Origin of the sequence: Mycolicibacterium sediminis, assembly GCF_010731735.1 — a bacterium.
Taxonomy (GTDB): domain Bacteria; phylum Actinomycetota; class Actinomycetes; order Mycobacteriales; family Mycobacteriaceae; genus Mycobacterium; species Mycobacterium sediminis.
The window spans coordinates 673,225-691,803 of record NZ_AP022588.1; the positions used below are offsets into that span (position 1 = coordinate 673,225).

The window sequence follows — 18,579 nt, forward strand, 5'->3', positions numbered from 1 at the left end:
TCCCGGACAGTGCCTTACCGTAGGAGCGTTCGTTCGACGACCCGCTGCACCTGGCGAAGCACCGTCTTGGACACCGCCGCTGCCGTACTCCGGACCGCACCCGGTGGTGCTGCATGATGCACTTTGACGGGGTCGCCCGCGCGAACCACGCCTGCACCGGTCACGTCGGCGTACACACCGAGGAACCGATTCGTCCGTTCGGCGAGCCTGCGGGTGATGGCGCGGTCGAGGTCCACGCCCGGTTGCGGTCGCGTCGGCACGACGCAGCGGATCGTGGGGACGCTCACGCGTACTCGAGCGGCTCCGATCTCGACGGTCGCACCCACCCACGCGCCCTCGGGAAAGTCGTCGGCCGGTTCGTCGACGGTCACGAGAACGTTCGGCCGGAAGCGGCGAACGTCGTAACCCCCTCCATCGGGCGACAGGGACTCGAGGCTGGTGACGCTCATCAGGTGGATCGCACTGAGGTCGACGAACGTGCCCGGCGGCGTGGAGAACCGGGCGAGCGTGAGGATCTGCCTGGTGGTGAACACGGACGTGTCGGGCAACGCCTCCGATGGGCCGAGCCCGAAGTCGCTGCGCACCTCCGCCTGAGCGAAGTTGGCCTTGCTCTGGCGCACCGACAATCTGTGCAGGTCGGTGTCGTCGACCGGGGCGAGCGGGGTGAGTCGTACGTCCCGGTCCACCAGCTCGGCAAGCCGACGGTGAATCCGGGGGTCGGCACTAAACATTTCATCCCCGCCGGGAAACGTGATGACGACGTCCGGCACGTTGCCGGGGCCGGCGTCCGGGCCGGGTTCCTCCGCGTATCGGGCGCTACACCCGAGCAGCGCGGGAATGCGGCGCGCGGAGGCGGTGATGTCGTTCTCCAGATCGCGCACCGCCCACAGTCGGTCGGCGTGCATGCCGCGCGCGTCGATGCGCACCTGATCCACGGTGTCACCGCCCATCGACTTCACCGGAAAACGCCACAGCTGTTCGACTCTCATCGCAGACCCTCCTCCACTCCGCGGCCCGACTGCGGTGACGTGGCGGGTCGCACGACGCACACCGTCGCGCGGGCGAGCGCCGCCGACGGCGTTCTCACCGTACGCCGAACCCCCTGCGCGGCGGCGAGTGTGCCGCCGCGAGTGCCCGGGTGCATCGGACGTCGCTCACGCGGAGTCGGGTGGCAGGAACCGGAAGCCCTCGAGAATGGTGTCCCGGTCGCGAACGTACGTCGGGTCGTCCGGCCGAAGGGTCTGCACCGTCACGGCCACCGCGAAGGTGCGCTCGCCGGCCTGCAGCGCCGACAGCAGCAGCGTGATCGGCCGTGACGGCGTCGCACCCACCGGCGCCCCGACGTAGTCGATGGTCTCCGCGGGCTGACCGCAGAGCGTGCCGGTGGTCGTCTTCAGGTCGGTGGCGCCGCCCTGGCTGACGAGGGTGGAGCGCTGCTGCTCGAACACCTCGTCCGCGGACGCGTCGCCGGCGATCGACTCGAGTGTAACGACCACGTTGGGCGCGAAGTTCTCGGCGGCCAACGAGGGGTTCACCAGCACGAAGCGGATGATCTCGCTGTCCATTTCCGTCTTGCGCTCCCAGCCGGCGGGAGCGGGGATGGCCATCACCGGGTCGCCGTCGGCCTTCGTCGGGATGTCGAGCATGGGGACGTCCACCGTGGCGCATTGCGAGGCGTCGGCACCACCGGCCGCGGCCTCCGAACCCGACGCGGGGCCATCGGGTGACCCGCACGCCGCCAGCACCAGGACAGCGGCCAGCGTAGCGGCGGCGCGCACGACGGAGGTCATGGCAGCAGGCTACGGCGTCGGCAGGTGCCGTCGTGGCAGTTCCCGCGGACGTCTACTCCGCCGACACCGTCTGTCGCAGTTCGGAGTACGCCTCGCCGTCGGTGTCGTACACCCGCACGATCGCCTCGTCACCCGGCTGCAGGAAGGTGGTCTCGCCGAGTTCGGTGTACCGGGTGGCGCCGATCCCGATCAGCAGGTGCTCGGGGTGTCCGCTCGCCACCATCAGTGCTCCCACGTCCTCGAGAGGCGTGTCGGGAGAACCCTTCTGGTTGGCCAGCCGCTCGACCACCCAGTCCAGCAGCACCTCTCCGTAGTAGGAGTAGCCCAGCAGCGGACTGTCGACGCCGTACGCGTGCTCCTGCCCGTCGGACGAGCGCAGGTTGGCCAGCAATCGCAGGGTCGACGTCGGGCCGTCCGGGGTGAGGTCGGAGACCTCGAAGAAGCGGGCGGCGACGCCCTTCGAAGCCCGACCCCAGTTCTTCTTGTGGCTGATCTTGAGGGCGTTCGGCCGCCGAATCGAGCAGTCGTTGAACGCGCCGAGCGCGAACGGCTCCAGCCGTGCGACGGTGTCGCCGTGCCACACCACGCGGCACGCCAGACCGACCTCCGGCTCGATCTGCAGGTTGAGCGGCGTGTCGCTCTGCGGCAGCAGGATTCGATCGTGCGACAGCGGGAACTCGCCGAGGAACCCGTCGGCACCCGGTGCGTACCAGGGGAAGATGCCCTTCGGTGCTTCACCCTCGCTCGAGACGTTGACGAAGTCCGCTGCCTCACCGGCCTGCTCGAGGTGGCCGGCGAAGTTGCCCGCCACCCCGAAGCCGAACCAGCTTTGCAGGTCGTGGTCGTTCAGGTCGATCACGTTGAGTTCCGTCATGCTGGCGTCAGCACCGACCTTCCGACGTAGGGCACCAACGCCTCCGGCACGCGCACGCTGCCGTCGGGCTGCTGGTGATTCTCCAGGATCGCCACCAGCCACCGGGTGGTGGCGAGCGTCCCGTTCAGGGTCGCCGCGATCTGCGGCTTGCCGTTCTCGTCGCGGTACCGCGTCGACAGGCGGCGCGCCTGGAACGTCGTGCAGTTCGACGTCGACGTGAGTTCGCGATAGGTGCCCTGCGTCGGCACCCAGGCCTCGCAGTCGAACTTGCGGGCCGCCGACGAGCCGAGATCGCCAGCCGCGATGTCGATCACGCGGTACGGCACCTCGATCTGGGCGAGCATCTGACGCTCCAGGCCGAGCAGACGCTGGTGTTCGGCCACGGCGTCCTCGGGCCGGCAGTAGACGAAGCCCTCGACCTTGTCGAACTGGTGCACGCGGATGATGCCGCGGGTGTCCTTGCCGTAGCTGCCCGCCTCGCGCCGGAAGCACGACGACCATCCCGCGTAGCGCAGCGGGCCATTCGACAGGTCCAGAATCTCGCGGGAGTGATAGCCCGCCAGCGGGACCTCCGATGTTCCGACGAGGTACATGTCCTCACCGTCGAGCCGGTAGACCTCGTCGGCATGCGCGCCGAGGAAGCCGGTGCCCGCCATCACCTCCGGCCGCACCAGCACCGGGGGGATCATCAGCGAATGGCCGTTCTCGGTCGCGAGGCGCACGGCGAGCTGCATGATGCCCAGCTGCAGGAGCGCCCCGACGCCGGTGAGGAAGTAGAACCGGGAGCCCGACACCTTGGCGCCGCGCTCCATGTCGATCAGTCCGAGGGCCTCACCCAGCTCGAGGTGGTCCTTGGGGTCGTCGATCGACGGCGGATCGCCGACCGTCTCCAGCACGACGAAGTCGTCCTCGCCGCCGGCCGGCACGCCGTCCAGGATCACGTTGCCGATGCCCATGTGCGCGGCGGTGAAGGCCTGCTCGGCGGCGGCCTGCTCGGCCTCGGCGGCCTTCACCCGGTCGGCGAGGTCCTTCGCAGCGGCCAACAGGGCCGGCCGGTCCTCGGGGGACGCGGAGCCCACCTTCTTGCTGGCGGCCTTCTGCTCGGCACGCAGGGTGTCCGCCGTCGAGATCGCGGCGCGGCGGGCGGCGTCGACGTCGAGCAGTGCGTCGACGAGGCCGGGGTCCTCCCCGCGTGCCCGCTGTGAGGCCCGCACCCGGTCCGGATCGTCGCGCAGCACCTTGAGGTCGATCACGGGCGTCACCCTACTTTCGTGCGCCGTGCGCGCGCGAACGACATCCGGGGACCTGGGAGTCGGCGCCGCGTCCGCGAGTGTGAACCTCGCGACGCCGAACGCCCGGTTCGCGTCGCCAACGCCACACTCGCGGCACCCGGGAACGCGCTGGACCAGCAGCACGACACAACCGCATAACTTTACAACTGCCACTCTTGTCACACCGCTCGACGCGCCTGTCACAATGGACCCGATGTACGAAGCGCCACCCATCGAGGACTACCCAACCGGCGACGGCGAGCAGCCGTCGGGTCAGCGCGCGTGGTGGCACAGCCTGCAGTCCGACTCCACCCGCCGCAGCCTGCTCCTCACCGCGCTCGGCGGACTGTTGATCGCCGGTCTCGTCACGGCGCTGCCCTTCGGCAACGGCGACGGACCGATCGGCCTGACCACCGGCACCACGCTCGGCTCCCGGACCGCCGACACGTTCGACAACGCCAAGACCGGCGACTGCCTGAACTGGCCCGAACGCACCCCCGACGCCGCCACGGTCGTCGACTGCACCGACGACCACCGCTTCGAGGTCGCCGAGGCGATCGACATGAGCACCTTCCCGGGCACCGAGTACGGGCCCGACGCGGCGCCGCCGTCGCAGGCACGCATCCAGCAGATCAGCCAGGAGCAGTGCAGCGCGGCCGCCCGCCAGTACCTCGGACCGAAGTTCGATCCCAACGGCAAGTTCACCGTCAGCCTGCTGTGGTCGGGCGACCGGGCCTGGCGACAGGCCGGCGAGCGGCGGATGCTCTGCGGGCTGCAACTCCCCGGACCCAACAATCAACAGCTGTCGTTCAAGGGCAAGGTCGCCAACCTCGACCAGTCCCAGGTGTGGTCGGCGGGAACCTGCCTCGGCATCGACCCCACGACGAATCAGCCCACCGACATCCCCGTCGACTGCGCGGCACCGCATGCGATGGAGGTCACCGGTTCGGTGAACCTGGCCGAGAAGTTCCAGGGCCCGCTACCCGCCGACCCCGACCAGGACGCCTTCATCAAGGAGGCGTGCACGCGGATGACCGACGCCTACCTGGCGCCCGTGCAGCTGCGCAGCACCACCCTGACCCTGATCTACGGCACCATCTCGCTGCCGAGTTGGTCGGCCGGCAGCCACCAGGTGTCGTGCAGCATCGGCGCCACCCTGGGCAACGGCGGCTGGTCCACTCTCCTCAACAGCGCGAAGGGCCCTCTGGTCATCAACGGCAGGCCGCCAGTGCCGCCGCCGGACATCCCCGAGGAGCGCCTGAACCTGCCGCCGATCCCGATGCCCGACACCTCCAGTCAGATGACCTCGGAGATCGACCTGAGCGATCAGAGTCAGAGTTCGTCGAGCCAGGGTTCGTCCAGCCAGGGTTCGTCGAGCCAGGGTTCGAGCCAGTCGCAGCAGGACTCCAACCAGCACCTGCCGGGCCAGTCACAGACGTCGACGCCCAGCACCACCAACGCACCGGCACCGCAGCAGGGCAACACGTTCCTCAACGGTCCGCCGCCGCCCCCCGGACCGCCGCCGGGCGACGCGCCGCCGCAGGACGCCGTCCCACCGCCGGTCGCGCCCGGTGACGTGCCGCCACCGCCGCCGCCGGCCGACGCCGCGGTACCGCCGACGATCCCACCGGGCGTGCCGCCCGGTCCCGTACCGCCGGCCTGACCGCGATGGCCGTGCGGATGAGCCCGCAACGGTTCGACGAGCTGGTGTCCGACGCGCTCGACCTCGTACCTCCGAAGCTGATGGCGGCGCTCGACAACGTCGTCGTCCTGGTCGAGGAATGGCATCCCGACGAACCCGACGTCCTGGGCATATACGAGGGCGTCGCGCTCACCGAGCGCGACTCGTCCTACGGCGGATCGCTACCCGACGCCATCACCATCTACCGCGGAGCGCTGCTCGACGTCTGCGACACAGAACAGGACGTCGTCGACGAGGTGGCGATTACCGTCATCCACGAGATCGCCCACCACTTCGGCATCGACGACGAACGCCTGCACGAACTCGGCTGGGGCTGAGCGACCCCGATACGAGGTCCGCCGTGCGCGCCGACTACTAATCGTCGGACCCTGGTGCCATCATCGAGGGATGACCCCGGAATGCCGACTGTGTGAGCACGACGTGGCGCATTGCCACGGTACGGTGATCCTGCACGTGACGACACGGCCGGAGTGCACCGAACCGGATTGCGAGACACCGGAATTCGTCCACGCCTTCACCATCGACTGCTCGGCCGTCGGGTGCGCCTGCGACGTCATCGCCGTCGAGCGCCGCGCGATCTGACCGGTCAGCCCATCGGGTCGGCGTCCTCCGGCGGCTCCGGATCGACCTCGGGGTAGAACGGCGGCAGCAGGGTCCCCCACTGCACACAGCTCCAGCGGCCGTCGGTGATCGGGCTGAGCACCACGCACTCGGTGTTCGCGAGGTGGTGTTCGATCGCGAACCCGCCGTCGACACCGGCGAGGACCGCACCCACCAGCCTGATCGCCGCGCCGTGACTGACCACCACCACGTCGCCGCGCCACTGGTCGTCGTCGAGGTGCCGCAGGCGCAGCTGCTTGACGACGGGCAGGTATCGGTCGAGCACGTCCTGACCCGACTCGCCGCCGGGCACGCGCTGAGCCAGATCGCCGTGATGCCACTGGGCGTAGACGTCGTGGAACTGGTCGATCGCCGGTTCGTCGTTGCGGTTCTCGAGGTCACCGGCCTGCACCTCGTGGATGCCCTCGAGTTCGACGGTGGGCAGTCCGAGCCGGTCGCCGATCCGGCCGGCGGTCTGCACCGCGCGCAACGCGACCGAGTGCGCGACCATGCCGACGGGGTGCTCCCACGTCTGCGCGAACGTCTCGGCCTGCGTCAGCCCCAGGTCGGTGAGCGCCGCCCCCGGCGGGAGCGTGTCCAGGCGTCGATCCACGTTGGCCAGCGACTGGCCGTGCCGGACGAGGACCAGCCGGCCGCTCATCGGTGCCTTCTCCTCTTCGCGCAGGCGCTCATCGGTCACCTCGGCGGAGCCTCTGCAACCACTGCGTCGCCTCCTCGGTGACGGGCGGCAGCGCACCCACGGGTGTCTCGGTAGGCCACGAACCCAGATATCGCACGTCGGTACAACGCGCGTGCAGCGCCTTGAGTGCCTCGGCGACCGAATCGTCCTCGAGATGACCGACGCAGTCGAGGAAGAACACGTAGGTGCCCAGCTCGGTGCGGGTGGGCCGGGACTCGATGCGGGTGAGGTCGATGCGCCGGATCGAGAACTCCGTCATCGCCGACACCAACGCACCCGGCACGTTGTCGAGGCGCAGCACGACCGAGGTCCTGTCCGCACCGGTGCGCGGCGGCGGCGGACCGGGCGGGCCCGCGAGCACGAATCGCGTGCGGGCGTTCGCCTCGTCCACGACGCCGCCCGCGAGGGTGTCGAGGCCGTACAGCTCAGCGGCCAGGGCGGTGCTTACACCGGCGTCCGCCCGGCCGTCGCGGACGTCGACCGCGGCGGCGGCGTTCGAGATGGCGGGGACGAAGGTGGCCGCAGGCAGGTGAACCGACACCCAGCGCTGCACCTGCGCCGCGGCCACGGGGAACGCCGCGATGGTGATGACGTCGTCGGCCGCGGTCCCGGGCCGGGTGACGATGCTGAACGCCACGTCGAGGACCAGTTCGCCGTAGATCTGCAGCGGGTTCTCGAAGGCGAGGCTGTCGAGCGTTGGCGACACGGAGCCCTCGATCGAGTTCTCGATCGGCACGCACGCGTAGTCGGCGGCGCCGTCGCGGACGGCCTTCAGCGCGGCCGGCGTGCTGGCGGTGTCGACCTCGTCGCACCCCGCGGGCAGGAGGCCGCGGTGCGACATCTCGAGGAGAGCGGCTTGGGAGAAGGTGCCGCGCGGACCCAGGTACGCGACGCGAGACACGTCGCAACCCTATCGGCTCGCGCGACGGCCTTCCCGGAAAAGCGTCCCGGCGCCGAACGGAAACCCTTGCGCCATTCGGTGAGGCTAGCCTAAGTTAGGCTTACCTCATTAACCGGAAGGTAGTGGATGACCACTTCGAACGCGACCGTGACGGCTCCGACGACCGCCGAGCGCATTCGCAGCGCCTGCGCCCGTGGCGGCGGAGCCATGCTGGCCGTCGAAGGCACCGAGCCCACTTCGACACCCGTCCACCACCTGCTTGCCGACGGGTCGTTCGCGATCACGGTGCCGGCCAACGGCCTGCTCGCCGGGATGGTCGTCGCCTCGGGCACCGCCGGGATGCAGGCCGTGCTGGAGATGACCGACTACGCTCCTCTGCCGCTGCGCGAACCGGTCCGTTCCCTCGTCTGGATGAGCGGGCGACTGCGGCACGTTCCCACCCGGGACGTGTCCGCGATGCTCGACCTGATCGCCGCCGAGAACCCCGATCCCGCTCTGCTGCAGGTGAATACGGGCGCCGCTGACGCCGCGACCGGCGACACCCCGTACGCCCTGGTGCGCATGGAGGTCGACTCGGTGGTCGTCGCCGACTCGACGGGTGCGGAGTCCGTTGGCCTCGGCACGCTGCTCGAGGCCGAACCCGATCCGTTCTACGCCCTGGAGTCCTCCTGGCTGCAGCACCTCGAGTCGGCCCACCGCGACGTCGTCGACCGGTTGGCCGACCGGCTGCCGACTCAGCTGCGACGCGGACGGGTGCGCCCCCTGGGCCTCGACCGGTACGGCGTTCAGCTGCGGGTCGAGGACGCCGACGGCGACCACGACGTGCGACTGCCGTTCGCCAAGCCGGTCGACGACGTCACGGGACTGAGCCAGGCGATCCGCGTCCTGATGGGCTGCCCGTTCCTCAACGGGCTGCGCTCGCGCCGCATCTGAACCCCGCGTCGCACTAGCGTGACTGCGGTGACGGACCGCATCGACGACTTCACCGCCCCGCCACGGCGCACGATCCGCATCGAGATCGTCGTCGTGCTGGCCGTGACCTTCGGGCTGTCCGCGTACACCGCCCTGCTCCGGCTCACCGAGGCCGTCATCCTCGGCCTCTCGGGACGGACCGTGGCCCTCAACCCGCGACGGTCGCCGATCGACCTGGTCGACCTCGGCCTCAACCTCGCCTCGGTCTTCCAACTCGTCGCCTGGGGAGCCCTCGGCCTGTACCTGCTGTGGCGCAGCGGCATCGGCCCCGCCGACGTCGGCCTCGGCAGGTTCCGGTGGCGACCGGATCTGCTCGGGGGACTGGGCCTCGCGGCGCTGATCGGGCTCCCCGGCCTGGGCCTCTACGTCGTCGGCCGCACCATCGGCATCGGCGTCGAGGTCGAACCGGCCGAACTCAACGACACCTGGTGGCGAGTCCCCGTTCTGCTCGCCATGGCGTTCGCGAACGGCTGGGCCGAGGAGATCATCGTCGTCGGCTTCTTGATGACGCGGCTCCGGCAGCTGAGCTACTCCCCGGTCGTGGTCCTCGTCGCGTCCAGCGTGCTGCGCGGGCTCTACCACCTGTATCAAGGCTTCGGCGCCGGCCTCGGCAACATCGTGATGGGCCTGGTGTTCGGCTACGTCTGGCAGCGCACCGGGCGGCTCTGGCCACTGGTCATCGCCCACGGGCTGATCGACTCGGTCGCGTTCGTGGGCTACGCCCTGGCGGCGGGCCACCTCGACTGGCTGCGCTGACCGACGGCGTCGCGCACGTACATTCGTCGTGTGACCAGACCTCCCGATCCGCGCCGGCCACGGCCGCCGCGCGAGGAGCCGCAGGTCATCCGCCGCGATCCCGCCTACCGGCCGCCACCGCCACCCCCGTGGCGGCCACCGCCCCCTCGCCAGGGACCGCCGCGTCAGCCGCCCCCGGTACGTCGGCACCCACCGCCGCCACCACCACCACCTCCGTTGCGGCGACCACCTCCCGTGACGTCACGGCCCCAGCCACCGGCGCCGCGTGCCCGGCCCGTGACACCGACCCCACCACCGGCAGCCCGCCCACCGAGGCGCCGACGGCGGTGGGGGCGGATGGTGCTGCTGGTCGTCGTCGTGCTCCTCGCCGCGGTCGCCGGTACGGGCTACTGGGTCGACACCAGCCTGCGACGCATCCCGGCACTCGCGGCCTACCAGGACCGGCCGTCCGCCGGCAAGGGCACCACCTGGCTGCTCGTCGGCTCGGACAGCCGCCAGGGCCTCACCGTCGAGCAGCAGGCCGACCTGGCCACGGGCGGTGACGTCGGCAACGGCCGCACCGACACGATCCTGGTGGTGCACGTCCCCGGCCTGGGGTCCGGTGCGCCGACCACGATGGTGTCCATCCCCCGGGACAGCTACGTCTCGATCCCGGGGTACGGCGAGGACAAGATCAACGCGGCCTTCTCGCTCGGGGGCGCCGCGCTGCTGGCGCAGACCGTCGAGCAGGCGACCGGCATCCGACTGGACCACTACGCGGAGATCGGCTTCGACGGCTTCGCCGAACTCGTCGACGCCGTGGGCGGCGTGACGATGTGCCCTCCCGAGCCCATCAGCGACCCGCTCGCCGGCATCGACCTCCCGGCCGGCTGCCAGGAACTCGACGGTCGGACGGCGCTCGGCTACGTCCGGACCCGCGCCACGCCGCGCGCCGATCTCGACCGCATGGTCAACCAGCGACTGTTCATGTCGACGCTGATGCAGCGCGCGACCAGCGCGAGCGTCCTGGCCAATCCGCTGCGGTGGTACCCGATGGCGCGAGCCGCGTCGGGCGTGGTGACCGTCGACGAGGGCGCGCACGTGTGGGACCTGGTCCGGCTCGGTTGGGCGTTGCACGGAACCATCACGACCACCACCATGCCGATCGCCGACTTCACCAGCGGCGACAGCGGATCGGTGGTGGTCTGGAACGACGACGCGGCGCGCAGGCTGTTCCAGGCCCTCGCCTCCGACGATGCCGTCCCGCCCGACGTGCTCGACGCCGTCGAGTAGCGCCGTCAGCAAACACTCGGCGCCGATATGACTTGCGGCCAGGACTTAGGCAAACCTCGCCTAGATTAGGCATACCTTTGATGACAATGCCCCCTGACCTGCACTATCTTGACCACCATGACTGACGCACTGACGCTCGACACCAAGTTCCACCATCTCCTGCAGGACCAGATCCGCAACGAGTTCACCGCGTCGCAGCAATACACCGCCATCGCCGTCTACTTCGACGGCGACGATCTGCCGCAGCTCGCCAAGCACTTCTACGCACAGGCGCTCGACGAGCGGAACCACGCGATGATGCTCGTCCAGTACCTGATCGATCGCGACGTGCGCGTCGACGTGCCCGGCACCGATCCGGTGCGCAACGGATTCGGCTCGGCCACCGAGGCCCTGCGCCTCGCACTGGACCAGGAGCGCACGGTCACCGAGCAGATCACGGCACTTGCGGCCGCCGCCCGCGACGAGGGCGACTACCTCGGCGAGCAGTTCATGCAGTGGTTCCTCAAGGAGCAGGTCGAAGAGGTCGCCCTGATGACCACGCTGGTCCGGATCAGCGAGCGCGCGGGCGCCGACCTGTTCCACCTCGAGGACTTCGTGGCACGCGAGATCGCCGGCGCCGAGGCCGACCCGACCGCACCCAAGGCGGCCGGCGGAGCTCTCTAGGGTCCGTCCGGCCCGACCGCCCCGTTCCGGAGCCACTCCTTGGTCCGGCCGGGGTGGTTCGTGGCCACCCAGGCGACCCCGAGGTCGCGGCAGTAGCTGACGTCCTCGTAGTGGTCGACCGTCCAGCAGTACAGCGCGCGGCCGCCCGCGGCGGCTCGGTCGACCAGCTCGGGGTGCTCGCGGAGGGTGGCTATCGACGGCCCGACCGCTGTGGCGCCGACGGTGGTGGCCGCGCTGCCACCGAGGTACCGGGACGTGTCGCCGAGCAGCACCGTCGGCAACATCGGTGCGGCCCGTCTGATCCGCCACACCGCGGCAGCGGAGAACGACATCACCACCGCCCGTGACAGATCGGCCGACGCCGGCGAGGCGATGCCGTGGCGGTGCAGCAGCGCGAGCACCTTGCTCTCGACCAGCGCGCCGTAGCGCACCGGGTGCTTGGTCTCCACGAAGAGCTTCACGGGACGGTTCCAGTCGAGCACCATCGACACCAGCGCCTCGAGCGTCAACAACCCGGTGTCGCCGGTCCCACCGCCGGGATGCCAACCGCCGTAGTCGAACTCGGCCAGCTGGGCCAGCGTCATGTCGCTGACCAGGCCGGTGCCGTCCGACGTGCGGTCCACCTTGCGGTCGTGCACGCACACCAGGTGGCCGTCGCGGGTCAGCCGGACGTCGCACTCGACCCCGTCGGCGCCCTCGCGCAGGGCCAGGTCGTAGGCGGCCACGGTGTGTTCGGGACGGTCGGCGGACGCGCCACGATGCGCCACCACGAAGGGGTGTCCGCCGAGCGCACCGTCGCCCAGGTTCATGGGACCTATGCTGCCGGTTCCCGCCGCCCGGCCTCAAGCCGAGGTGCCGGGTCGGGCGCGTCGGTGCGCGCCGACGTCGCATCGCGGTCCTTCCCCGGCGCCGGGCCGGCCCAGTCGGGCACCATCACCCAGCGCCGCGCGGGCCGGTCCACGGGATTGCGCTCGAATCCCTGGAACACCCGGAAGGCCAGGACGAGGGCGGCGAGTCCGGCCAGGTACGCGATGATCGTGGTGACGGTGTTGTTCGCGATGCCCTGCGGATCACGCGTGAAGCTGGTCGCGAACGCCCAGATCATCAGCACGTAGCTCAGCGCCCACGTGCACCACCACCCGATCAGGTCGGGTCGCAGCGTCCTCGTGCGGTGCTCCACGCGGGCCAGTTCGGTGACGAAGACAGGCGCCCACAGCAGGTTCGCCAGCGGAATCAGGCATCCGCTGCGGATCTCCCACGGGGATCGCGGGTCCTCGGTGCCCCCGACGGCGTAGGCGGCGGCGCGACGGGCGACGAGCCAGTTGGTCAGCACGACGCCGGTCCCGATGACCGCGAAGAGCGCCAGCACGCTCAGCGCTACGCCGAGCCACGTCACGGCCCCGGCGAGGATCGGGTTCAGCAGGATCGACCTGTTGACCAGCAGGAGCGCGTAGCGCAGGACGTGAGCCATGACGGCCAGCCCGACGATCACGGCCGTCACGGTGAACGCGGTCCGGACGAACGCGGGCGTCGGACCGACCTGGGTGCGCTCGGGCAGCACATCGCCGTCCACCGCGCCGTCGAAGTGTTCGGTGAGACCCCACCTCGGGATCATCGAGTAGCGGGGGGTCGGTCCGAGCGGATGCCTCTCCCGGCGCGGTGGCGGCGCGGCTCCGGGCCGTACGGCGATCCACCGGTAGCCGGGTGGCAGTCGGGGTGGCGTGCCGCCCACGGCCGTCGTGGTGGGCCGCTGACCCCAGCCCTGCTCGGACGCCTCGTCAGCCGGCGCGAGGAGCGTGCCCTGGCACCGCGGGCACCAGCTCCGCTGCCGGTCGCGGACGTTCCACCGCGTCCCGCACCGAGAACAGACCTGGATCACGCGACCAGCCTACGGCCCTCAGACGCTGCCGACGCCGCCGTCGTCGGTGACGACGGGACGCCCCGCTCCGGCCCACGCGAGCATGCCGCCGCTGACGTTGATCGGCCGGTACCCGTTGCGGGCGAGGTACTGCGCGACGCGCTGGGACCTACCACCGACGTGGCACATCACGTACAGGGTGGCGGTGGCGTCGATCTCGCCCATGCGGGCGGGAACGTCACCCATCGGGACGTGGCGGGCGCCCGGGGCGTGACCACGCTGCCACTCGTCGCTCTCGCGAACGTCGAGCAGCACGACCGAGTCCCCGAACGTCAGCGGCACACTGCTCACGTCGGCCTGTGGGACGTCGACCTCATCCATCAGTGGTGTCCTCTCCTGCGGTCCGAGCGTGGTCGGCCCGCCGCGATTCCTGGGGACCATGCTGACACGCACCCCATGGTCGCGCACGTACGCCTGTCAGCAATGCTCGCGCTATCCACAGTTTCCACAGGTTCATCCACAGACCCCGACCGGCGGAAATGGCCTCTGAACCGCTGAATCCGTGTGTCGCCTGTGCGTCCCTGGGGATGAAGCCGTGCATTGGCGGCGGTCGATCAACAACGTTCCGGGCCCTCGAGCGAACGATGGATCGGCGCGGCACGTGCTCGGTCGAGCCGACATTTGCGCACCCTGATCCCCTGGACTGCAGCGGTCGTCGACGGGTGGCCGGATCGCGCGGACAGGGGGTCGGAGGAGGCGATTTTTCGACGCGCCGGACACCGTCTATGATCGTCGTCACAGCAGCACGCTGTGACAGATCTCACCGGGAGTCGACATTGCTCGTGCAGGTCAGGAGTTCGTGATGGCGTCCCATTCCATGGGCCCCAATCCGGCGATGCCGCCGTCGGAGTGGAACTCCTCCGCTCACGTCTACACCCGCAGCCAGCTCATGGCCTGCCTTCGCGCCGGCCTCATCGCGCTCGCGCTGCTGGGCGTACTCGCCCTGATCGTGCTGCTCTGACCCATCCCGCTCGGCATCGACTTCACCCCGACGGGGTATGACTGGGAGATGCGCACGCGTCCTTGCAGTGTGCGCACCCATGGAGCAGTGTGGAGCCCGATCTTGATGATCCCGGTTCTCACCGACGCTCCACCGAACACCTAGGGAAGGAAACCTGTGGCTGAGTACACACTGCCGGACTTGGACTACGACTACGGCGCGCTGGAGCCGCACATCTCCGGTCAGATCAACGAGCTGCACCACAGCAAGCACCACGCCACGTACGTCAAGGGCGTGAACGACGCGGTGGCCAAGCTCGACGAGGCCCGTGCCAACGAGGACCACGCCGCGATCTTCCTCAACGAGAAGAACCTGGCGTTCCATCTGGGCGGTCACGTCAACCACTCCATCTGGTGGAAGAACCTCTCCCCCAACGGTGGCGACAAGCCGACCGGCGAACTCGCGTCGGCGATCGACGAGCAGTTCGGCTCGTTCGACAAGTTCCGGGCTCAGTTCACCGCCGCCGCCAACGGCCTGCAGGGCTCGGGCTGGGCAGTCCTCGGATACGACACGCTGGGCAGCCGGCTGCTGACCTTCCAGCTCTACGACCAGCAGGCCAACGTCCCGCTGGGCATCATCCCGCTGCTGCAGGTCGACATGTGGGAGCACGCCTTCTACCTGCAGTACAAGAACGTGAAGGCCGATTACGTGAAGGCCTTCTGGAACGTGGTCAACTGGGCCGACGTCCAGGATCGCTTCACCAAGGCCACCTCGACGGGTAGCGGCCTGATCTTCGGTTAGACCGCACCCACGTTGCGTCGAAGGGCCCCGTGCACTCGCACGGGGCCCTTCTTCGCGTCGGTTGGCAGTCGTGTCCCCTTGCGTGCCAGCGCATTCCTACCGCATGCTGACGGGATCGACCCACCGCCGTGTCGGGCCACTCGTGTTGGCGCCGAGAACGGAGACGCAATGGATACGGGTTCCGGCAGAGCCGTCGAGATCGCGCCCTTTCACGCGGGCGGGTCTCTCAAGGGGTTCGTGGTGTCCGGCCGGTGGCCGGATTCGACCAAGGAATGGGCTCAGTTGCTGATGGTCGCCGTCCGGGTGGCGTCGCTGCCCGGGCTGCTCGCCACGACCACCATCTTCGGCGTGCGCGAGGAGTTGCCGGATGCACCGGCCCCCGGCACGGTCGGCCTGGTGCTCGCCGAGGGCACGGTCGTCGGTGAGTTCGCGATGTCGCCCGGGCACTTCGCCGAACGGATGCCACCGGCGCTGATGATGCTGCACCCGCCATCGGAGACCATGCCCTCGCTGCCCGAATGCGCGGGAGCCGCGTCGGGCTGCGTGCTCTTGCCGGGACTTCCGCACCTCGGGCTGGAGCACCGGGCCGCCTGGGTGGAAGCCGAGTCCGACGGAACGGTCACGTCGATGGTCAGCCGTGTCGGCGTCGATCCGATCAGCCATCCCGACACCGCGATCCTGGCCATGCTGCTCGCAGCCTGAGGGATCTCCGTCCCGTTCGGTTCGCGCGACGCCGCCGGATGCCCGATCGTGACGCGCTAGCCCGGGTCGTCCCGTGAATGGTGCGATGGCGCACGGCCGCGGCCCGTCGATCGTCATCCGGTGGCCCCTTTTGGCAGAACCGCGCATTTCGTCGCCGAAATCGACGGGTGTGTGCTCTGGCTATCCCGAATGGGACGCGTGATCGGCGCCCTCCACCAGGGCGTCACCCGATTCAACTGCACCGAACCCGGGCGCGCAGCTATGCGTTTCGAACGCCGCGTGTTACTTGAGCAAATTGCGGACTCCGCGTTTGCGCACAATCGCTCGATTGCCGGCCCAGGTTCCCGGGCGGTCACGGGGCGTTGAACCGAGATTGGTGTATCGGGCAAAACAACGAGGGCGTTAGTATTTGCTTAGCCAAATCGCATCACGATCGGTTTGCGACACGGCAGAAGCGCAGCTAGGAAGTGTGACGGACCGGTCGAATCGAGGGTACTGTCGATGCGATGGTGGTTTGCACTTGGCCTCTGGCCGTTCAATCGCTACGATGATCAGCAAATACGAAGACTGAAGCGCTCGACCGCACCGCTACGTGGAGGATGAATCGATGAGTATGACGTTTGCCGCCAGGCTGAATCGCCTCTTTGACACGGTCTACCCGCCCGGACGCGGCCCCCACACGTCGGCCGAGGTGATCGGTGCGCTCAAGTCCGAGGGCATCACCATGTCGGCCCCCTACCTGTCGCAGCTGCGCTCGGGCAACCGAACCAACCCGTCGGTTGCCACGATGGCCGCACTTGCCAATTTCTTCCGCATCAAGCCGGCGTACTTCACCGACGACGAGTACTACGAGAAGCTCGACAAGGAGCTGACGTGGCTCTCGAGCATGCGTGACGAAGGCATCCGCCGTATTGCGGCGCGGACCGTCGGACTGTCGCCCGAGGCCAAGCAGGACCTGGTCGAGAAGGTCGACGAGCTGCGTCGCCAAGAGCATCTGGACGATTAGCCCGCGCGCGGTCGCCCGAGCGGCGTCCGCGAAGATCGACGTCATCGTCAATCACCCCGCGGCAACATCCTGAAGCGTGCCGAGCCGCTGATACTGGTCCGCGATGGCCAGAATCCACTCGCGATCCGAGTAGGCGCGTGGCTGACGCAGCCACGTGGGGCCGGGAAACGCCATTTTTGCCGAACGCTCGGCGTCGCGCCCGGCGTGAATCCACTCGGCGATCTTGCGCGCCTGCGCCTCTGGGCTGACCGTGCCCCCCGGCTCCTCGTACGAGTCGGGAGCGATGCCGGATTCCTCCAACGCCTGCGTGGCCTCGAGGTACAACGCATCCGAGATCAGCGACATCTGCTCGGCGACGCGGAATAGTAGTGGGCCACGCGGTCGTACGCCGATGCCGATGTTCGGCCGGCGACGGCTCAATTCCTCGAGCAGGGGTTGAATGACCCGAAGCTCACGGCGAGCGCCGAACCAGTCCTCGACACTGGGCAGAAGCGAACCGCTCGCGACGACGAGCATCGCGCAGCCCAGCAGCGTCGCTGCAGACCCGACCCCGACGAACCGGGTGCTCCCGACGGCGCGAAGCAGGAAGAATGCGCTCGCCAGCACGATGAGGCCGATTCCCAGGGTGAAGAGGAAGAGCGCCCGGCCCCGCCGAGTGCGGTTGGAATGGCGCACGCCGGCCCACGCGACCAGCGTCAGCGCCAGGAAGACGTAGAGCAGCGGCAGCAGCCACGCGAGCGCCGTCCCTCCGGATCCCAGGTTCCGCCGTAGGTACTCCTCAGGAGACATCTCGGGCTGGCGAGGTGCGATGAAGAATGCGACGAGCGTGATGACTGCGATGACGCCCGCCACGGAGTACTGGATGATCGCGATGCGCCGCACGGCCGCCGGCTTCCGGGCCGACGACGCCGAGGTGATCATGACGCAGCTCCCAGCAGCACAGGCCACCAGGGCGACCTGGCTGAGCACCGTCGAGACGTTGGGCCATCGCAAGACGGTGTCGAGGAGCAGCGTGAGGGGCTGCCAGTTCAGCGCGGCGACCAGACCGAGGCTGCCCAGCGCGAGGATCATGGCGGCGCTGACCACCGACTGCTTGTTGACGAACGCCCAACCGATGCGCAGGCCCGTCGCGAGGCCGAGGAGGCCGGCGATGACCCAGACGATCAACCAAACGCCTCTCCGAGCCGCACCTGAACGATCGACGAGCGATCGGACGGCAGCCGACCGAGACGGTAGATGAGAAGTGCGCCGAAGTCCTCGGCCTCTTGCTCGGCGTCCTCGCCGCTCGGGCCCAGGCACCCCGTGCGCTGGTTGAGCATGTAGCCGATCAGTTCACTGCTGGCCAGTTCGACGGTGTTGCGGGCGGCCTCGACCACCGAGATGCCCTCGTGGCCCATGACCAGGTGGCCGAGTTCGTGGGCGAGCGTGCGGTCGCCGGCGGGAAGACCGCGCTGGATCAGGAAGGCGTCGTAGTCGGCGTACTGCCGCCACTGTCCACACACCCCCGGGGGGAGGTCGGCCATCTTGAGTTCGATGGGCCGGCCCCGGCTGGCGGCGACGGCGTCGACGAGGCGTGCGATCGACACTTCCCCGCGCCGCGGTGCGAGATCGAGCACCTCGTTGACGGCTCGGGTGACACGGCGGCTGGCCGGCATGACGGCCCCCTCTCCACGAGATCAACTATGACGTCTGCTCCTGCACGCGCAGTAAC

23 protein-coding genes are annotated in these 18,579 nt (G+C 69.3%); 11 read left to right on the forward strand and 12 right to left on the reverse strand.

Going from position 1 to position 18,579, the window contains the following annotated elements; genetic code table 11:
• Window positions 1-14 precede the first annotated feature (14 nt).
• From G6N64_RS03280 to serS, 4 genes are all read right to left on the reverse strand, one after another.
• The gene (locus G6N64_RS03280) at window positions 15-989 is read right to left on the reverse strand and encodes an MOSC domain-containing protein (protein WP_163795583.1); all 975 of its coding nucleotides are present in this window, start codon (window positions 987-989) and stop codon (window positions 15-17) included.
• 165 nt (window positions 990-1,154) lie between these two features.
• Window positions 1,155-1,790, reverse strand: coding sequence for a hypothetical protein (locus G6N64_RS03285; RefSeq protein ID WP_163795584.1), 636 nt, complete (start codon window positions 1,788-1,790; stop codon window positions 1,155-1,157).
• A 52-nt stretch (window positions 1,791-1,842) separates the two neighbouring features.
• Complete coding sequence (locus tag G6N64_RS03290) at window positions 1,843-2,664, reverse strand: DUF5718 family protein (protein ID WP_174266748.1); 822 nt, start codon at window positions 2,662-2,664, stop codon at window positions 1,843-1,845.
• On the reverse strand, window positions 2,661-3,917 hold the full coding sequence (serS, locus tag G6N64_RS03295) for a serine--tRNA ligase (RefSeq protein WP_163795585.1): 1,257 nt from the start codon (window positions 3,915-3,917) through the stop codon (window positions 2,661-2,663). The genes G6N64_RS03290 and serS overlap by 4 nt, the downstream gene beginning before the upstream one ends.
• Window positions 3,918-4,140: 223 nt before the next feature.
• On the opposite strand from serS, the gene G6N64_RS03300 reads away from it, so the two are divergent.
• The 3 genes from G6N64_RS03300 to G6N64_RS03310 all read left to right on the forward strand — a co-directional run bounded on the left by G6N64_RS03300 (window position 4,141) and on the right by G6N64_RS03310 (window position 6,219).
• Window positions 4,141-5,598 carry a septum formation family protein gene (locus G6N64_RS03300; protein WP_163795586.1) on the forward strand — a complete coding sequence of 486 codons (1,458 nt, stop codon included), beginning with the start codon at window positions 4,141-4,143 and terminating at the stop codon, window positions 5,596-5,598.
• A gap of 5 nt (window positions 5,599-5,603) precedes the next feature.
• A complete protein-coding gene (locus G6N64_RS03305) occupies window positions 5,604-5,954 on the forward strand; it encodes a metallopeptidase family protein (protein WP_163795587.1) in 351 nt (116 codons plus the stop codon).
• Between the two features lie 136 nt (window positions 5,955-6,090).
• On the forward strand, window positions 6,091-6,219 hold the full coding sequence (locus G6N64_RS03310) for a hypothetical protein (protein WP_409370794.1): 129 nt from the start codon (window positions 6,091-6,093) through the stop codon (window positions 6,217-6,219).
• 4 nt (window positions 6,220-6,223) lie between these two features.
• Here G6N64_RS03310 and G6N64_RS03315 read toward each other — a convergent pair whose 3' ends face one another.
• Complete coding sequence (locus tag G6N64_RS03315) at window positions 6,224-6,898, reverse strand: histidine phosphatase family protein (RefSeq protein ID WP_163801409.1); 675 nt, start codon at window positions 6,896-6,898, stop codon at window positions 6,224-6,226.
• A gap of 28 nt (window positions 6,899-6,926) precedes the next feature.
• The gene (gene pheA, locus G6N64_RS03320) at window positions 6,927-7,838 is read right to left on the reverse strand and encodes a prephenate dehydratase (protein WP_163795589.1); all 912 of its coding nucleotides are present in this window, start codon (window positions 7,836-7,838) and stop codon (window positions 6,927-6,929) included.
• A 126-nt stretch (window positions 7,839-7,964) separates the two neighbouring features.
• Here pheA and G6N64_RS03325 point away from each other — a divergent pair, with 126 nt between their 5' ends.
• Window positions 7,965-8,771, forward strand: a complete 807-nt coding sequence (locus tag G6N64_RS03325; RefSeq protein ID WP_163795590.1) for a DUF2470 domain-containing protein — start codon at window positions 7,965-7,967, stop codon at window positions 8,769-8,771.
• Window positions 8,772-8,798: 27 nt separating this feature from the next.
• Complete coding sequence (locus G6N64_RS03330) at window positions 8,799-9,566, forward strand: CPBP family intramembrane glutamic endopeptidase (protein ID WP_246230911.1); 768 nt, start codon at window positions 8,799-8,801, stop codon at window positions 9,564-9,566.
• Between the two features lie 85 nt (window positions 9,567-9,651).
• Here G6N64_RS03330 and G6N64_RS29865 read toward each other — a convergent pair whose 3' ends face one another.
• Window positions 9,652-9,810 carry a hypothetical protein gene (locus G6N64_RS29865; protein ID WP_174266749.1) on the reverse strand — a complete coding sequence of 53 codons (159 nt, stop codon included), beginning with the start codon at window positions 9,808-9,810 and terminating at the stop codon, window positions 9,652-9,654.
• Between G6N64_RS29865 and G6N64_RS03340 the strand changes: the two genes are divergently transcribed.
• Complete coding sequence (locus tag G6N64_RS03340) at window positions 9,783-10,838, forward strand: LCP family protein (protein WP_246231183.1); 1,056 nt, start codon at window positions 9,783-9,785, stop codon at window positions 10,836-10,838. The two genes, G6N64_RS29865 and G6N64_RS03340, sit on opposite strands and share 28 nt — an antisense overlap.
• Before the next feature lie 117 nt (window positions 10,839-10,955).
• Complete coding sequence (locus G6N64_RS03345; RefSeq protein ID WP_163795592.1) at window positions 10,956-11,501, forward strand: ferritin; 546 nt, start codon at window positions 10,956-10,958, stop codon at window positions 11,499-11,501.
• On the opposite strand, the gene G6N64_RS03350 is transcribed toward G6N64_RS03345, so the two are convergent.
• From G6N64_RS03350 to G6N64_RS03360, 3 genes are read right to left on the reverse strand one after another with little or no spacing between them, the layout of a single operon-like run.
• Window positions 11,498-12,310 carry a glycerophosphodiester phosphodiesterase gene (locus G6N64_RS03350; RefSeq protein WP_163795593.1) on the reverse strand — a complete coding sequence of 271 codons (813 nt, stop codon included), beginning with the start codon at window positions 12,308-12,310 and terminating at the stop codon, window positions 11,498-11,500. The genes G6N64_RS03345 and G6N64_RS03350 overlap by 4 nt on opposite strands.
• A gap of 5 nt (window positions 12,311-12,315) precedes the next feature.
• Entirely contained in the window at window positions 12,316-13,380 is a 1,065-nt protein-coding gene (locus G6N64_RS03355; RefSeq protein ID WP_163795594.1) for a DUF4328 domain-containing protein, read from the reverse strand.
• A gap of 18 nt (window positions 13,381-13,398) precedes the next feature.
• On the reverse strand, window positions 13,399-13,740 hold the full coding sequence (locus G6N64_RS03360) for a rhodanese-like domain-containing protein (protein WP_163795595.1): 342 nt from the start codon (window positions 13,738-13,740) through the stop codon (window positions 13,399-13,401).
• Between the two features lie 481 nt (window positions 13,741-14,221).
• Between G6N64_RS03360 and G6N64_RS29870 the strand changes: the two genes are divergently transcribed.
• The 4 genes from G6N64_RS29870 (at window position 14,222) to G6N64_RS03375 (ending at window position 16,868) form a co-directional block, all read left to right on the forward strand.
• Complete coding sequence (locus tag G6N64_RS29870; RefSeq protein WP_174266751.1) at window positions 14,222-14,380, forward strand: hypothetical protein; 159 nt, start codon at window positions 14,222-14,224, stop codon at window positions 14,378-14,380.
• Window positions 14,381-14,536: 156 nt separating this feature from the next.
• Window positions 14,537-15,160 (forward strand): superoxide dismutase, encoded by a 624-nt coding sequence (locus G6N64_RS03365; RefSeq protein WP_163795596.1) that lies wholly within the window; start codon window positions 14,537-14,539, stop codon window positions 15,158-15,160.
• A gap of 168 nt (window positions 15,161-15,328) precedes the next feature.
• Window positions 15,329-15,862 (forward strand): peptidase, encoded by a 534-nt coding sequence (locus G6N64_RS03370; RefSeq protein ID WP_163795597.1) that lies wholly within the window; start codon window positions 15,329-15,331, stop codon window positions 15,860-15,862.
• Between the two features lie 607 nt (window positions 15,863-16,469).
• Complete coding sequence (locus G6N64_RS03375; RefSeq protein ID WP_163795598.1) at window positions 16,470-16,868, forward strand: zinc-binding metallopeptidase family protein; 399 nt, start codon at window positions 16,470-16,472, stop codon at window positions 16,866-16,868.
• 51 nt (window positions 16,869-16,919) lie between these two features.
• Here the strand turns inward: G6N64_RS03375 and G6N64_RS03380 are convergent, their stop codons facing one another.
• Complete coding sequence (locus G6N64_RS03380) at window positions 16,920-18,035, reverse strand: hypothetical protein (RefSeq protein ID WP_163795599.1); 1,116 nt, start codon at window positions 18,033-18,035, stop codon at window positions 16,920-16,922.
• Window positions 18,032-18,523: an ImmA/IrrE family metallo-endopeptidase gene (locus G6N64_RS03385; protein WP_163795600.1), complete on the reverse strand. Its 492-nt coding sequence runs from the start codon at window positions 18,521-18,523 to the stop codon at window positions 18,032-18,034. Before G6N64_RS03385 ends, G6N64_RS03380 begins: the two co-directional genes overlap by 4 nt.
• Window positions 18,524-18,579: the final 56 nt, after the last annotated feature.